This is a genomic window from Clostridium moniliforme (assembly GCF_017873235.1).
Lineage (GTDB): Bacteria > Bacillota > Clostridia > Clostridiales > Clostridiaceae > Clostridium > Clostridium moniliforme.
Genome location: NZ_JAGGJZ010000012.1, coordinates 1 through 15,775, shown reverse-complemented (window position 1 = coordinate 15,775; position 15,775 = coordinate 1). Strand labels below are relative to the sequence as shown.

General features: G+C 28.4%; 14 protein-coding genes and 1 rRNA gene. 8 read left to right on the top strand and 7 right to left on the bottom strand.

Annotation, left to right across the window (positions count from 1 at the left end; genetic code table 11):
- Positions 1-7 precede the first annotated feature (7 nt).
- The 7 genes from mnmG to rpmH all read right to left on the bottom strand — a co-directional run bounded on the left by mnmG (position 8) and on the right by rpmH (position 5,667).
- Positions 8-1,900 carry a tRNA uridine-5-carboxymethylaminomethyl(34) synthesis enzyme MnmG gene (gene mnmG, locus J2Z53_RS11930; RefSeq protein ID WP_209797712.1) on the bottom strand — a complete coding sequence of 631 codons (1,893 nt, stop codon included), beginning with the start codon at positions 1,898-1,900 and terminating at the stop codon, positions 8-10.
- A gap of 15 nt (positions 1,901-1,915) precedes the next feature.
- Positions 1,916-3,295 (bottom strand): tRNA uridine-5-carboxymethylaminomethyl(34) synthesis GTPase MnmE, encoded by a 1,380-nt coding sequence (gene mnmE, locus J2Z53_RS11925; protein WP_209797711.1) that lies wholly within the window; start codon positions 3,293-3,295, stop codon positions 1,916-1,918.
- Between the two features lie 161 nt (positions 3,296-3,456).
- Entirely contained in the window at positions 3,457-4,080 is a 624-nt protein-coding gene (gene jag / locus J2Z53_RS11920; protein ID WP_209797710.1) for an RNA-binding cell elongation regulator Jag/EloR, read from the bottom strand.
- A 49-nt stretch (positions 4,081-4,129) separates the two neighbouring features.
- The gene (gene yidC, locus J2Z53_RS11915; protein WP_209797709.1) at positions 4,130-4,897 is read right to left on the bottom strand and encodes a membrane protein insertase YidC; all 768 of its coding nucleotides are present in this window, start codon (positions 4,895-4,897) and stop codon (positions 4,130-4,132) included.
- A gap of 20 nt (positions 4,898-4,917) precedes the next feature.
- Positions 4,918-5,127, bottom strand: coding sequence for a membrane protein insertion efficiency factor YidD (gene yidD / locus J2Z53_RS11910; RefSeq protein WP_209797708.1), 210 nt, complete (start codon positions 5,125-5,127; stop codon positions 4,918-4,920).
- Complete coding sequence (gene rnpA / locus J2Z53_RS11905; RefSeq protein ID WP_209797707.1) at positions 5,099-5,473, bottom strand: ribonuclease P protein component; 375 nt, start codon at positions 5,471-5,473, stop codon at positions 5,099-5,101. Before rnpA ends, yidD begins: the two co-directional genes overlap by 29 nt.
- Before the next feature lie 59 nt (positions 5,474-5,532).
- Entirely contained in the window at positions 5,533-5,667 is a 135-nt protein-coding gene (rpmH, locus tag J2Z53_RS11900) for a 50S ribosomal protein L34 (protein WP_204596477.1), read from the bottom strand.
- A 549-nt stretch (positions 5,668-6,216) separates the two neighbouring features.
- Here rpmH and dnaA point away from each other — a divergent pair.
- The 8 genes from dnaA to J2Z53_RS11860 form a co-directional block, all read left to right on the top strand.
- Positions 6,217-7,578: a chromosomal replication initiator protein DnaA gene (gene dnaA, locus J2Z53_RS11895; protein WP_209797706.1), complete on the top strand. Its 1,362-nt coding sequence runs from the start codon at positions 6,217-6,219 to the stop codon at positions 7,576-7,578.
- 283 nt (positions 7,579-7,861) lie between these two features.
- On the top strand, positions 7,862-8,962 hold the full coding sequence (gene dnaN, locus J2Z53_RS11890) for a DNA polymerase III subunit beta (RefSeq protein ID WP_209797705.1): 1,101 nt from the start codon (positions 7,862-7,864) through the stop codon (positions 8,960-8,962).
- A gap of 60 nt (positions 8,963-9,022) precedes the next feature.
- Positions 9,023-9,229: a S4 domain-containing protein YaaA gene (gene yaaA / locus J2Z53_RS11885; RefSeq protein WP_209797704.1), complete on the top strand. Its 207-nt coding sequence runs from the start codon at positions 9,023-9,025 to the stop codon at positions 9,227-9,229.
- A gap of 83 nt (positions 9,230-9,312) precedes the next feature.
- Positions 9,313-10,398, top strand: coding sequence for a DNA replication/repair protein RecF (recF, locus tag J2Z53_RS11880; protein ID WP_209797703.1), 1,086 nt, complete (start codon positions 9,313-9,315; stop codon positions 10,396-10,398).
- Between the two features lie 15 nt (positions 10,399-10,413).
- Positions 10,414-10,674, top strand: coding sequence for an extracellular matrix regulator RemB (gene remB / locus J2Z53_RS11875; RefSeq protein WP_209797702.1), 261 nt, complete (start codon positions 10,414-10,416; stop codon positions 10,672-10,674).
- Positions 10,675-10,724: 50 nt separating this feature from the next.
- Entirely contained in the window at positions 10,725-12,635 is a 1,911-nt protein-coding gene (gene gyrB, locus J2Z53_RS11870; RefSeq protein ID WP_327786722.1) for a DNA topoisomerase (ATP-hydrolyzing) subunit B, read from the top strand.
- A gap of 22 nt (positions 12,636-12,657) precedes the next feature.
- A complete protein-coding gene (gyrA, locus tag J2Z53_RS11865; RefSeq protein ID WP_209797701.1) occupies positions 12,658-15,195 on the top strand; it encodes a DNA gyrase subunit A in 2,538 nt (845 codons plus the stop codon).
- Between the two features lie 495 nt (positions 15,196-15,690).
- A 16S ribosomal RNA gene (locus J2Z53_RS11860) occupies positions 15,691-15,775 on the top strand; the annotation flags it as partial.

Below are 15,775 nucleotides of genomic sequence, written 5' to 3'. Positions count from 1 at the left end.
TTATGACTTAATTATCTCCATTTAGTTTCTTTCCATAATGATACTCTAAATAAACTAAAAGTACAGAAATATCTGCTGGTGAAACTCCTGAAATTCTTGATGCTTGCCCTATACTTATTGGTCTAATATTACTTAACTTTTGGATAGCTTCTGTTCTTAAGCCTTTAACATCATCATAATCTATATCATTAGGTAAAATCTTCTTTTCAAATTTTTTAAATTGATCTACTTGCTCTAATTGATTTACTATATATCCTTCATATTTAGCAATAATATTTATTTGCTCTCCTACATTATCAGGATATTCTGGTCTTTCAGGATCAAGTTGTGCAGCTGAAAAATAATCTAACTCAGGTCTTTTTATTAATTCATAGAAACTTATTGGTTTTTTTAGTTCTGTACTTCCAAGTTCCACTAATAATTCGTTATTTTCATTTTTATTAGTTATTTGAAGATCTTTTAATCTTTGAAGCTCTGTTTCTATATTATTTTTTCTCTCTAAAAATCTATTATATCTTTCATCAGATACAAGACCTATATCTCTACCAATTTGAGTTAGTCTAAAATCTGCATTATCTTGTCTTAAAAGTAATCTATATTCTGCTCTTGATGTCATCATTCTATATGGTTCATTAGTGCCTTTTGTAACTAAATCATCTACTAAAACTCCAATATATGCATCAGATCGTGTTAATATCATAGGATCTTTTCCTTGTATTTTTAATGCTGCATTAATACCTGCAACAATTCCTTGTGCTGCTGCCTCTTCATATCCTGAGCTACCATTTAATTGCCCTGCTCCATATAGCCCTTCTATATTTTTAAATTCAAGAGTTGGCTTTAATTGAGTTGGATTAATTGAATCATATTCTATTGCATATGCAGCTCTCATTACTTCAACATTTTCAAGTCCATCTATAGTTTTTATCATTTCCATTTGTACATCTTCTGGTAATGATGAAGAAAATCCCCCAACATACATCTCTAAAGTATCTTCACCTTCTGGTTCAATAAATATTTGATGTCTTGATTTGTCTGGGAACCTCATAACCTTATCCTCTACTGAAGGACAATATCTTGGTCCTATTCCTTTTATAGATCCATTATATATAGGTGACCTTCCTATATTATCTTGTATAACATGATGTGTTTCTGGATTTGTGTAAGTTAAATAACAAGATATTTGTTCTCTATCAATATTATCATTCATAAATGAAAATGGTATTATTTTCTCATCACCTTTTTGTTCTACCATCTTAGAAAAATCTACTGATCTTCTATTAACTCTAGGTGGTGTTCCTGTTTTAAATCTTCTAAGTTCTATTCCTAAGTCTAATAATGTTTGTGATAAATCATTTGCAGGTAATAACCCATTAGGACCACTATTATAGCTTACATCACCTATTATTATCTTAGCCTTTAAGTATGTTCCTGTAGCAAGAATTACTGCCTTACAATTAAATATTGCTCCATTTTTTGATACAGCACCTGTTATTTTACCATTCTCAACAACTAAATCTACAATTTCCACTTGTCTAACATAAAGATTTTCTTGTGATTCAAGAACGCTCTTCATTCTTTTTTGATATTTTAACTTATCAGCTTGTGCTCTTAATGAATGTACTGCAGGTCCCTTTGATGTATTAAGCATTCTAGATTGAATAAATGTAGCATCAATATTTATGCCCATTTCTCCACCTAATGCATCAACTTCTCTAACTAAATGCCCTTTTGCAGTACCCCCTATATTAGGATTACATGGCATCATACCAATTGATTCTAAATTTATTGTACAAATTAATGTTTTTAATCCCATCCTTGCAGATGAAAGAGCCGCTTCACAACCTGCGTGACCAGCTCCTACAACTACAACATCGTATTCTCCAGCATTATATCTCATCTAATTTAATTCCTCCTATTTTCCTACACAGAACTCACTAAATATCTTGTTAACTAGATCTTCTTCAAGTTCAGAACCTGTAATTTCTCCTAATGCTTTTAATCCAGATGTTACATATATTGAAATTAAATCTAAATATTCGTGTTTCTTTAATCTATTCTGTGCTTCTTTACAATTTTCTAAAGCCCTAATTAACGCTTGTTTATGTCTACTATTTGTTATTATTAAACTTTCATTATCAACTTCTCCATTAAAGAATAGTTCCTTAATTTTTTCTTTTAATTCATCTATTCCAAATCCAGTTTTAGCAGATATCTTAATAAAAGTACCTATCTTCTCTACATCATCTAAATTAATTTTACTTTCTAAATCTACTTTATTTAATATTACTATAGTTTTTTTATCTTCTATAGCTTTTATTATTTCCCTATCTTCTTCTTCCATAGGTCTTGAAGTATCTAACATTAATACTATTAAATCAGCCTCTTCTATCTTCTCTTTAGATCTTTCTACTCCAATTTTTTCAACGACATCCTCTGTTTCTCTTATTCCTGCTGTATCAGTAATTTTAACTGGAATACCTCCAAGATTTATATACTCTTCAATTACGTCTCTTGTAGTTCCTGGAATATCAGTAACAATAGCTCTTTTTTCCTGAAGCAAAGCATTCATAAGAGATGATTTTCCAACATTAGGTTTTCCTATTATTGTCATTTTAAGTCCTTCTCTTATTATTTTTCCTTCATTAGCTCCCTTTAATAGCTTTTCCATATCACTAATTGCTTTATCAAGACTTTCTCCTACTTTTATAGGAATAGTTTCATCCGGCTCTTCATCATCTTCTGTAAAGTCTACATCATATTCAATATGAGCAAGCACATCAAGTAAATATTTTCTAAGCTTATTTATTTCCTGGGAAAGTGACCCTTCGCTTTGCATAACTGCTGATTTCATAGCTAAATCTGTTTTAGCTGTTATAATATCCATAACTGCTTCAGCTTGACTTAAATCTATTCTTCCATTTAAAAAAGCTCTTTTTGTAAATTCTCCAGGGTCTGCAATTCTTGCACCACTTTTTATTACCTCTTCAAGAACCCTATTAGTAGAAACAACACCTCCATGGCAATTTATTTCTACAACATCTTCTGCAGTAAAACTTCTAGGTCCTTTCATATAACTTATAATAACCTCATCAATAACTTCATCAGTTAAAATGTCAACAATATTTCCATACTTCATAGTATAAGTCTTCATTTTATTTATATCAAAATTATTTTTTCCTCTAAATATACGTCCAACTATTTCTAATGCTTTGTTTCCTGAAACTCTTATAATTGCTATTCCACCTTCACCTTGTGCAGTAGCAATACCACATATAGTATCAAATTCTTTCATTTATTATCCTCCTTAGAAGTTAATTGCTTCTATATAATATAACCGAATTAAAACTAATATCAATTTTAACAGAAATATATTTAATAAGTCAAAGCTATATATTTCTTATTTTGAGTTATTAATACAATACAAAAAAAGAAAGCCAATTTTTTGGCTTTCTCTTACTTATTTAAGTCTACTACAACTCGTCTAAATGGTTCTTCCCCTTCACTATAGGTACATACAAACTCATTATCTTGAAGTGCAGCATGTATTATTCTTCTTTCATATGGGTTCATTGGTTCTAGCTTAAATGGCTTCTTGATCTTTCTTACTTTATTAGCAGTCTTTAGGGCTACTCTCTTTAAAGTTGCTTCTCTTTTTTCTCTATAATTTTCTGTATCTAATACAACTCTCTTATAAGGGATATCATGTCCTTTATTAACTACTAAAGATATTAAGTATTGAAGTGCATCTAAAGTCTCTCCCCTATATCCAATTATTAAACCCATCTTTGGACCAGTTAAGTTAACTTTTATTATGTTATCTTCTTCTGTAATCTTTATCTCAGCTAAAATTCCCATAGAATCTAATATACTTCTAATAAATTTTCTAGCCTCTTCTATATAATCTCTTTTTACTGTAACCTTAACCTTTGCAGGTTTAGTACCTATAATATTTAAAAATCCCTTTGAACCTTCATCTATTATATCTATTATTACCTTATCTTTTGTAACATTTAATTTTTCTAAAGCATTTTCAATAGCTTCATCAACGTTTTTTCCTGTTGACTCAATAAATTTCATATACCCTATTCACCCACTCTCAAATAATAATATTTATATTTATATAATACTATTTCTTTTTCTTCTTCTTTTTATCATAATCTGGCATTACAAATTTATTTTTTTCTTGTATCTTTGCACTTTCTGCTAACTCTTGTTCCTTCTTCTTTTTCATTACTGGTTTAACATTTAAGAAGTATGTTTGTACTAATTGATATACTCCTCCAACTACCCAGTAAATAACTAGTAATGAAGGGAACTTTATTGACATAAATCCCATCATTAATGCCATACCAATATTCATCGGCATCATATTCATACCTGATGACTCTGTTGCTGGATTTGATTTAGTCATTAAATATGATGGTATAAAAGTACTAAGTGCAGCTAAAACAGGTAATATATAATATGGATCACTTCCAGCAAGGTCAGGTAACCATAAGAATGATACTCCTTGAATTCCCTTTATTTGCATAAAAGTATAATAAAGAGCCATTAATATTGGTAGTGGAATTAACATAGGTAAACATCCACCAGTCATACTAATATTGTTTTCTTTATAAATTCTCATCATTTCCTGATTAGCCTTTTGAGGGTCATTTTTATATTTTTCTTGAATTTTCTTAATTACAGGTTGAAACTCCTGCATCTTCGCTGTTGATTTTATTGATTTAATACTAAAAGGTAAAACAGCCGTTTTAATTATTACAGTTAATAAGATAACTGCTAAAACATAAGCTAATCCCTTATCTGTTACACCAGCACTTATTATAAAGGCATGTAACTTATCAAACACTATAGTAAAAAAATCAATTATAGGTTTAAACAATGTCATCATAATTTTTATCCTCCCATACTCTATTTAACAGGATCATATCCACCCTTGCTAAAAGGATTACACCTTAAAATTCTCCAAAGTGCCATAAGACTCCCCTTAAATGCGCCATATTTCTCAATAGCTTCTATTGCATATTGAGAACATGTAGGTACATACTTACAACAAGGATTTTTTAGAGGTGATATATTTTTCCTATAAAATCTAATTAGATTTATTAATGATCTCTTCATTATATAGGCCTGCTTTCTTAAATAAATTCTTCATAGCCTTTTCAACATCCTTAAAACTTTTTCCTTTCATATTTGTTCTAGCAATAAATATGAAATCAAAGCCTTTTTTTATAGAAGCCTCATTTAATCTATAACTTTCCATAATTAATCTTTTGCTTCTACTTCTAACTACACTATTTCCGACTTTCTTACTAACAGAAACCCCTATTTTATTATAAAATTCATTATTTGAATTCTTATTACTTCTATTATTATAAGTATATAATACCAAAAGATTGTTCGCCAATGATTTTCCTCTTCTATATACCATTCTAAATTCATTATTTTTTTTTAACCTGTATATCATGGGTATTTAATACTCCTTTTTTCCTACATTGTAGAAAAAAGGCCACTAAAGTGCGGCCCTTATGCTGTTAATTTTTTTCTACCTTTTTGTCTTCTCTTTCTAAGAATATTTCTTCCTGATGAAGTTTTCATTCTTTTTCTGAAGCCATGTTCTTTTTTTCTTTGTCTTTTTTTAGGTTGGTATGTCATGAACATTTGCACTACACCCCCTTCAATTAAAAAATTTATATAGCGAAATAACTATACTTTTCTTTATATTTTAGATTTACCTTATCATTATATATATATACCTTTGTTATGTCAAGAATATAGCTATTTGTTGATAAATATACCTATTATATTATAAAAATTGTGGATAACTTATTGAATCCCATTATTTACTTATGGTATCATAAATAATATATTGTGAATAACTAATTATTTTATAGAACTTATCCACATCTGTGGATATATTTGTTGATAACTTGTTCTTTTTTTCTTGACAACTTAAATAGTTGCTAATTTTTTTGCTATAATCCGTATTATTAGCTACTTTTTTATTGTTTAAAGTTTAATTATTTATATTTGTGGATAACTTTAAAATAAGTTTTAATTCCACATAATTATCAACATGTTAATATATTTATATACATATTTTTTTTATAACTTATATTTGTTAATAACTTGTTGATACACTGTTATTATAATGTTATTATTTTAATTTGTATAAAAAAATAAAAAAAATTTTTGACTGGAGGATTAAAAATGGATGCAGAGCTGAAAGAATTATGGGAAAAAACGCTGAATATTATAAAAGGAGAACTAAGTGAGGTTAGCTTTAATACATGGATAAAAAGTTGTGAACCTATTTCTATGTCTTCAGATACAATAAAAATCAGTGTTCCTAATGCCTTCACTCAAGAAATACTTGAAAAAAGATATAAAGATTTAGTTGCAAATTCAATAAAAGCTACATGCTCTAAACTATATAATATTAAATTTTTAATAGCTTCTGAAATTCAAAATACGGAAGAAGAAAGATCAGAAAAACAAACAAAAAAAATAAAGGAAAATAAAAAAATTGTAGTAAATGATGAAATGACTACAAATCTAAATCCTAAATATACATTTGATTCTTTCGTAATAGGTAATAGTAATAGATTTGCTCATGCAGCCTCTTTAGCTGTTGCTGAATCACCAGCTAAGGCCTATAATCCTCTTTTTATATATGGAGGAGTCGGACTTGGAAAAACTCACTTAATGCACGCTATTGGTCATTATGTTCTTCAAAATAATCCAAGTGCAAAAGTAGTTTATGTATCATCAGAAAAGTTTACTAATGAACTTATAAATGCAATTAAAGATGATAAAAATGAAGAGTTTAGAAATAAATATAGAAATGTAGATATTCTTCTTATTGATGATATTCAATTTATTGCAGGAAAAGAAAGAACTCAAGAAGAATTTTTCCATACATTTAATGCTCTACATGATGCTAATAAGCAAATAATTTTATCATCTGATAGACCACCAAAAGAAATTCCTACATTAGAAGATAGATTACGCTCTAGATTCGAATGGGGGTTAATTGCAGATATTCAAGTACCAGATTTTGAAACTAGAATGGCTATTTTAAAGAAAAAGGCAGATGTAGAAAAATTAAATGTAGCAAATGAAGTAATGGTATATATAGCCACTAAAATAAAATCAAATATTAGAGAATTAGAAGGTGCATTAATAAGAATAGTTGCATATTCTTCATTAACTAATAGGGAAATAACTGTAGACTTAGCCTCTGAAGCACTAAAAGATATAATTTCTAAAAAACAAAGCAAACATATAACAATAGAAATTATACAAGATGTAGTTGCAAGTTACTTTAACTTAAGAGTTGAAGATCTAAAATCCCAAAGAAGAACACGTAATGTATCTTATCCAAGACAAATGGCAATGTATCTAAGTAGAAAACTAACTGATATGTCTCTACCAAAGATTGGAGAAGAATTTGGAGGAAGAGATCATACTACTGTAATACATGCATACGAAAAAATTTCAGATAATTTAAATAGGGATGAAAGTTTGCAACACACAATTGAAGATTTAACTAAAAAGTTAACTCAAGGATAAATTTTATCTATTATTTTAAATTTATCAACAATTGTAGATAATAGTTATGTAATAACATGTGGATAATATATAAAAATAAATTATTTGTGAATAACTGTGGATAAGGTGCACTTATAGTTACTAACTTATCCACAATATTTTTTTATAAAATGTTGTTGATTTTACTAGGTTTAGATGACTTATCAACAAATCCACACCACCTACTACTATTATTACTATAAATTTATATTTATCTAACTAAACTAAACCAATCTTATCTGTGAATAAGTAAGGAGGATTATAAATGATATTTATATGTGAAAAACACAAATTACAAGAAGGTATATCAATAGTTCAAAAAGCTATTACTGGTAAATCAACAATGTCAGTATTAGAAGGAATATATATTGAGGCAAATAAAGAAGGTTTAACTTTAATAGGTTCAGATATGGATGTAAGTATTGAAACTAGAGTTGAAGCAGATGTAATAAAAGAAGGTAAAATTGTAATTGATGCAAAAATATTTGGTGAGATAATACGTAAATTACCAAATTCTGATGTAAAAATTGAAACTATGGAAAATGATACAATTCAAATAACATGTGAAAAATCAGTATTTAATGTAGTATATATGAATCCTGATGAATTTCCTGAACTTCCTAGTTTAAATGAAAACATGAAAGTTGAAGTTCCTCAAAATATATTAAAAAATATGATAAAATGTACATCTTTTGCTATAGCTCAAGATGAAACAAGGCCAATACTTCAAGGAATTTTGTTTGAAGTTAAAAATAAGCATTTAAATCTTGTTGCTTTAGATGGTTACAGATTAGCAATAAAAAGTGAGTATTTAGATAGTGATTTTGATATAGAAATTGTTATTCCTGGCAAGACTTTAAATGAGGTATCAAAAATATTAGAAGATATTAATGATTTAGTTCAAATTACATTTACTAAAAATCATGTTTTATTTAATCTTAATAAAACAAGAATAATATCAAGATTACTAGAAGGCAAATTTGTAAATTATAAATCATTATTGCCTCAAGAACATAAATTATTAGTTACTGTTAATAAGCAAGAACTTCAAAACGGTATTGAAAGAGCATCTTTAATGGCCAAAGATGGAAATAATAATTTAATAAAATTAGAAGTACAAGATGAAGCTTTAGTTATAACTTCTAATTCTCAATTGGGAAAGGTTAGAGAAGAAGTTTTAATAAATTTGCAAGGAGAAAAAATACAAATTGCATTTAACTCAAGATATCTTATTGATGTTTTAAAGAATTTTGAAGAGGATGAAGTTGTTATGGAAATGACATCTAGTGTAAGCCCTTGCATAATTAAAGCAAAAGATATGGATAATTATAAATATTTAGTATTACCAGTTAGGTTAATAAGATAGAAAAGGAGGAAAGAATTATGCATAAATATTTAATATTTATGCATAATATCCTACATTTATATGAAAGAAGTTAAAATTAATACAGAATTTATAAAGTTAGATTCATTTTTAAAGTGGATTGGTATTGCATCATTAGGATCTGAAGCAAAAATTTACATTTTAGAAGAGATGGTAAAAGTCAATGGTGAAGTTTGTACCCAAAGAGGAAAAAAATTAAGAACTGGAGATATTATTGAATTTGAAGATGAAAAATATAAAATAATATAGGTTTATATTTTATTACAAACCATAATATCACAAAGATAAGCTTTTATTCTTTTATTATGATATAATTAAATGGGTGTTTATAGATGTATGTAAAAAAGCTTAAATTAATAAATTATAGAAATTATGAAAATTTAGAAATAGACTTAGGAAGACATGTTAATGTTTTTATGGGGAATAATGCTCAAGGAAAAACAAATATATTAGAGGCTATATATTACTGCAGTTTTGCAAAATCTCATAGAACATCAAGAGATAAGGATCTTATTAATTGGTCTAAAGAAGTATCATTTATAAGCATAAGTGTTGGAAGAAGTCGTATAGATAAAAAAATTGATATTAACATTCTAAAAGATGGAAAAAAAGTTATTAAAGTTAATTCTATAAAAATAAATAAAATAGGGGAACTATTTGGAAATTTCAATGTGGTTATGTTTTCACCAGAAGATTTAAAAATAATTAAGGATTCTCCAGGAGTAAGACGGAAATTTATTGATATGGAATTATGTCAGTTAGATTCTAAATACTACTATAATTTAGTTCAATATAATAAAGTTATGAATGAAAGAAATATTGTTCTAAAAAATAGAAATCTTGACTTAGACATTCTAGATATATATGATATTCAGCTAGCTAATTTTGGTTCATATGTAATAGAGCGAAGGTTATCTTATTTAAGTTCTTTAAATAAATACTCTGAAGATATACATAATGAAATTACTTCAGGAAAAGAGAAGATAGAGTTTAAGTATAATTCTACTATAAAAAATAGTGATAATATTCAAGAAAATTTCTATGAAACATTAAGAAGTAATAGGAAGCGTGATTTGGATAGAGGAATAACTAGTCACGGACCTCATAGAGACGATTTTTCAGTTTATATAAATAATGTTGACACAAAGAGTTTTGGATCTCAAGGTCAACAAAGAACAGCTGTACTTACAATGAAATTTGCATCTTTGAGGATTATAAAAGAAATAACAGGAGAATATCCAGTATTACTATTAGATGATGTTTTATCAGAACTAGATTTAAATAGAAAAAAGTATGTTTTAAGTTCTATTGGTGAAATACAAACTATAATAACATGTACTGGAATTGAAGACTTGAATGATTATTTAGATAATAACTCAAAGTTATTTAAAGTTAAAGAAGGAATAGTCTCAAAATAGAAGGAGGAATTCTAAATGTTTTTGCACTTAGGAGAGAATGTTGTAGTTCCTATAAAAGATGTTATTGGAATTTTTGATTTAGAAGCAACAATGTATAGTTCTGATACAATTCAATTTTTAAGAATGGCAGAAGAAGATGGATTTGTGGAGCGAATAACAAAGGATAAACCAAAATCATTTGTTATAGCAGAAGTTGATAAGAAAAGTAAGATATATTTATCACCAATTTCTTCATCAACTTTGACTAAAAGAACAGATTTGGATTATAATCCGTAAGTCCAATATCCTTCATTGATATAATTCAAAATAAAGATTAGGAGGAATTTATGTTGGAACAAAACAAACAAAGTTATGATGAAAATCAAATACAAGTTCTAGAAGGGTTAGAAGCTGTAAGAAAAAGACCTGGTATGTACATAGGTAGCACCAGTTCAAGAGGGTTACATCATTTAGTTTATGAAATAGTAGATAACAGTATAGATGAGGCATTAGCTGGGTATTGTAAGCACATAGAAGTAACTATAAATGAGGATAATTCTATAACAGTAGAAGATGATGGAAGAGGTATGCCAGTTGGAATACACCCTAAAATGGGAAAACCAACAGTTGAAGTAATAATGACCATTTTACACGCTGGAGGAAAGTTTGGTGGAGGTGGATATAAAGTATCAGGTGGTCTTCACGGTGTTGGTGCATCAGTTGTTAATGCTCTTTCAGAAAACTGTTCAGTAACTGTAATGAGAGATGGAAAGGTTTGGAGACAAACTTATGAAAAGGGAATTGTTACTAGTGATTTAGAGGTAATAGGAACAAGCGATAAAACAGGGACAATTGTTTATTTTAAACCTGATAAAGATATATTTGATGAGATAGAGTATGATTTTGAAATACTTTCTCAAAGATTAAGAGAATTAGCATTCTTAAATAAAGGAATAAAAATAACATTAACAGATAAAAGGTTTGATAAAGAAGAACATTATCACTATGAAGGTGGTATAAAATCATTTGTAGAGTACTTAAATAGAAATAAACAATCGCTTCATGAAGAACCTATATATGTTGAAGGTTTAAAAGATGAAATAATGGTTGAAGTAGCACTTCAATATAATGATGGCTATACTGAAAATATATTTACCTTTGCAAATAATATAGATACAATTGAAGGCGGTACTCACCTAGTTGGATTTAAGACAGCTTTAACTAGAGTATTTAATGATTATGCAAAAAGATATGGTCATTTAAAAGAAAATGATAAAAATTTATCTGGAGATGATATTAGAGAAGGATTAACAGCTGTAATATCAGTTAAGATAGGGGATCCTCAATTTGAAGGACAAACAAAAACTAAGCTAGGAAATAGTGAAGTTAGGGGTATCGTTGATTCAATTGTTGGAGAAGGCGTTGGAACGTTCTTAGAAGAAAATCCTAACATTGCTAAGATTATTATAGACAAAGCTTTAATGGCAGCTAGGGCTAGAGATGCTGCAAGAAAAGCAAGAGAACTTACAAGAAAAACAGTTCTTGAAAGATCAGCACTTCCAGGTAAACTTGCAGATTGTTCATCAAAAGATCCTATGGAATGCGAAATATATATAGTCGAAGGAGATTCAGCTGGAGGATCTGCAAAACAAGGTAGAGATAGAAAATTCCAAGCAATTTTACCACTAAGAGGTAAAATAATGAATGTTGAAAAACAAAGATTAGATAAAATATTAAATTCTGATACTATAAGATCAATGGTAACTGCTTTTGGTGCTGGAATAGGAAAAGATTTTGATATATCTAAAATAAGATATCATAGAATAATAATAATGACAGATGCCGATGTTGATGGAGCTCATATAAGAACATTATTATTAACATTCTTCTATAGATATATGAGAGAGTTAATAGATGGAGGACACGTTTATATAGCTCAACCACCATTATATAAAGTTACAAAATCTAAGAAAGATTATTATGCTTACACAGATAGTGAGCTTGATGAGATATTAGAATTAGTTGGTGGAAAAGATAATTCAACAAATATTCAAAGATATAAGGGTCTTGGAGAAATGAATGCTACTCAACTTTGGGATACAACAATGGACCCAGAACAAAGAGTATTATTAAAAGCAACTGTAGAAGATGCTATGGCTGCTGATGAAATATTTACAATTCTTATGGGTGAAAAAGTTGAACCGAGGAGAGAATTCATCCAAGAAAATGCTAAGAAAGTAAGTAACTTAGACATTTAGTACTAAATACGAGGTGAAGTACATGAGTTTTAATGAGGGAAAAGTAATACCCGTAGATATAAAAAACGAAATGAAAAAGTGTTATATAGACTATGCCATGAGTGTTATAGTAGGTCGTGCTCTTCCAGATGTTAGAGATGGTTTAAAACCTGTTCATAGAAGAATATTATTCTCAATGCATGAATTAGGGTTAGCACCAGAAAAAGGATATAGAAAATGTGCAAGAATAGTTGGGGAAGTTTTAGGTAAGTATCATCCACATGGAGATACTTCAGTGTATGATGCATTAGTTAGAATGGCTCAAGACTTCTCAATGAGATATATGCTTGTAGATGGTCATGGTAACTTTGGATCAGTTGATGGTGATAGTGCAGCAGCCATGAGATATACAGAAGCAAAAATGAACAAAATTGCTAGCCAAATGCTAAGAGATATTAGTAAAGATACAGTAGACTTTATTCCAAACTTTGATGGTGAAGAAAAAGAACCTTCAGTTTTACCATCAAGATTTCCAAACCTATTAGTAAACGGATCATCAGGTATAGCAGTTGGTATGGCAACAAATATACCACCACATAACTTAGGAGAAGTTATAGATGGAACAATAATGCTTATAGATAATCCAGAATTACAAATAATTGATTTAATGACAGCTATAAAAGGACCAGATTTTCCAACAGGTGCAACTATAATGGGTAAGTCTGGAATAAGATCAGCATATGAAACAGGTAGAGGTAGAGTAATTGTTAGAGCAGTAGCTGAGATAGAAGAAGAAAATAATAGACATAAAATAATAGTTACAGAATTACCATACCAAGTAAATAAAGCAAGACTTATAGAAAGCATAGCTGATTTAGTAAAAGATAAAAAAATTAGTGGAATATCAGATTTAAGAGATGAATCTGATAGAGAAGGTATGAGAATAGTTATAGAACTTAAAAGGGATGCAAATCCTAATGTAGTTTTAAACCTTCTTTACAAACATACTAAGATGCAAGATACATTTGGTGTTACAATGCTTGCATTAGTTGATAATGAACCACAAGTTCTAAATTTAAAACAGATATTAGAAAATTATATTAAGTTCCAAAAAGAAGTTATAACTAGAAGGACAATATTTGAACTAAATAAAGCAGAAGCTAGAGCTCATATTTTAGAAGGTCTAATAATTGCTTTAGATAATATTGATGAAGTTATAAATATTATTAGAGGATCTAAGACAAGTGAGATAGCTAAGAATACTCTTATGGAAAGATTTAATTTATCAGATAAGCAATCACAAGCTATTCTAGAAATGAGACTTAGAAGACTTACTGGACTAGAAAGAGATAAGATTGAAGAAGAGTATGCAGAGCTTATGAAGCAAATAGAATATTTAAAATCAATTTTAGCAAGTGAAGAAAAACTTCTTCTAGTAATAAAAGAAGAGTTATTAGAAATAAAAGCTAAATACAATGATGAAAGAAGAACAAGTATTGAGAATAATGTAAATGAAATTGATGTTGAAGATTTAATTCAAGAAGAGGAAATAGTAATTACATTAACTCATTCAGGATATGTTAAGAGAATATCATCAGATGTTTACTCAGCTCAAAAAAGAGGGGGAAAAGGAATCCAAGCAATGTCTACAAAAGAAGATGATTTCGTAGAACATGTAATGGTAACTTCAACTCATGCAGATGTATTATTCTTCACAAATAGAGGTAGAGTATACAAACTAAGAGGATACCAAATACCTGAAGCTGGAAGAGCTGCTAAGGGAACTAATGTAATAAATCTTATAGCAATAGAGCCAGATGAAAGAATAGAAACTGTACTTACTGTAAGTGATGTTTATGAAAATGGTTATTTATTTATGGGAACAAAGAACGGTATAGTTAAGAAAACTAATCTTTCAGAATTTAAGAACTTAAGAAAAAGTGGCCTTATTGCAATTAATCTTAGAGAAGGCGATGAACTTCTAAAGGTTAAAATGACAAGGGGAGACGCTAATATAGTAATGGTAACTCAAGATGGTTTAGCAATAAAATTCAATGAGGAAAATGTTAGACCTATGGGTAGAACTGCATCAGGAGTTAAAGCCATAAGCTTAAATGATGGTGATATGGCAGTATGTATGGATATAGCTGTAGATGAAGAAGATTTATTAGTAGTTAGTGAAAATGGATTTGGTAAAAGAACACCTATGAGTGAATATAAGATTCAACATAGAGGTGGTAAAGGACTAATGACATATAAAATATCAGATAAAACTGGTAAATTAGTAGGAGCTACTGTATGTAAAAATGAAGATGAACTTATGTTAATAAATACTAGTGGTGTAGCAATAAGAATTAACATTGAAGATGTTTCGGTAACAGGAAGAGCTACAATGGGAGTTAAGTTAATGAGAACTTTAGAAGAAGAACAAGTTGTAGCTATTACTAAAATTTCTAGTGATGAAAATGAAAAATCAGATAATGAAATGCAAACAGAACTATTAATAAATGAGGAAAATGAAGTTGATTTAGATAATTCTTCAAATGAATTATTTGAAAAATTAAATAAAGAGAAAGAATAATAATATAAAAATTCTAGAAAATTTATAGTGTTTTCTAGAATTTTTTTTAATATTTCAAATTAAATTTTATAATAATTTAGATAAACTTTAATTTGAAATATGATTTATATTATAAAAAACAAGTATTTTATAATATAATTATAAAAATTATAAAGTAATCTTATCCACGTGTATCATTATTATAAAAATAAAGAAAAATAAAGAAAAATAGAGAAAATAAAATATAATTTCATTTAAATTATAGAATTATATTATTTGTTAAATGATTAATATGTTAATATAAATATCGTCGCTGATGCGAAATCTCAACAACTAAACAAACAAAATAAATTGTTTGAAAAAATGTTGACAAGATTTTAAAAAGGTGATAAGATTTAATAGTCGCTTGAGGGCGGCGAGATAAAATGGTCTTTGAAAATTGAACAGAATATAGAAATACATTTAGAACCAGCAATTCTTTTTATTAAAGTAAGTTTTATGAGTATGATTAAACTTTTTATTGAGAGTTTGATCCTGGCTCAGGACGAACGCTGGCGGCGTGCCTAACACATGCAAGTCGAGCGATGAAATTTCCTTCGGG

Coding starts and splice junctions, on each gene's coding strand:
- mnmG (WP_209797712.1), bottom strand. CDS start 1,900: ATGAGATATAATGCTGGAGAATACGATGTTGTAGTTGTAGGAGCTGGT.
- mnmE (WP_209797711.1), bottom strand. CDS start 3,295: ATGAAAGAATTTGATACTATATGTGGTATTGCTACTGCACAAGGTGAA.
- jag (WP_209797710.1), bottom strand. CDS start 4,080: ATGAAATTTATTGAGTCAACAGGAAAAAACGTTGATGAAGCTATTGAA.
- yidC (WP_209797709.1), bottom strand. CDS start 4,897: ATGATGACATTGTTTAAACCTATAATTGATTTTTTTACTATAGTGTTT.
- yidD (WP_209797708.1), bottom strand. CDS start 5,127: ATGAAGAGATCATTAATAAATCTAATTAGATTTTATAGGAAAAATATA.
- rnpA (WP_209797707.1), bottom strand. CDS start 5,473: ATGATATACAGGTTAAAAAAAAATAATGAATTTAGAATGGTATATAGA.
- rpmH (WP_204596477.1), bottom strand. CDS start 5,667: ATGTTCATGACATACCAACCTAAAAAAAGACAAAGAAAAAAAGAACAT.
- dnaA (WP_209797706.1), top strand. CDS start 6,217: ATGGATGCAGAGCTGAAAGAATTATGGGAAAAAACGCTGAATATTATA.
- dnaN (WP_209797705.1), top strand. CDS start 7,862: ATGATATTTATATGTGAAAAACACAAATTACAAGAAGGTATATCAATA.
- yaaA (WP_209797704.1), top strand. CDS start 9,023: ATGAAAGAAGTTAAAATTAATACAGAATTTATAAAGTTAGATTCATTT.
- recF (WP_209797703.1), top strand. CDS start 9,313: ATGTATGTAAAAAAGCTTAAATTAATAAATTATAGAAATTATGAAAAT.
- remB (WP_209797702.1), top strand. CDS start 10,414: ATGTTTTTGCACTTAGGAGAGAATGTTGTAGTTCCTATAAAAGATGTT.
- gyrB (WP_327786722.1), top strand. CDS start 10,725: ATGTTGGAACAAAACAAACAAAGTTATGATGAAAATCAAATACAAGTT.
- gyrA (WP_209797701.1), top strand. CDS start 12,658: ATGAGTTTTAATGAGGGAAAAGTAATACCCGTAGATATAAAAAACGAA.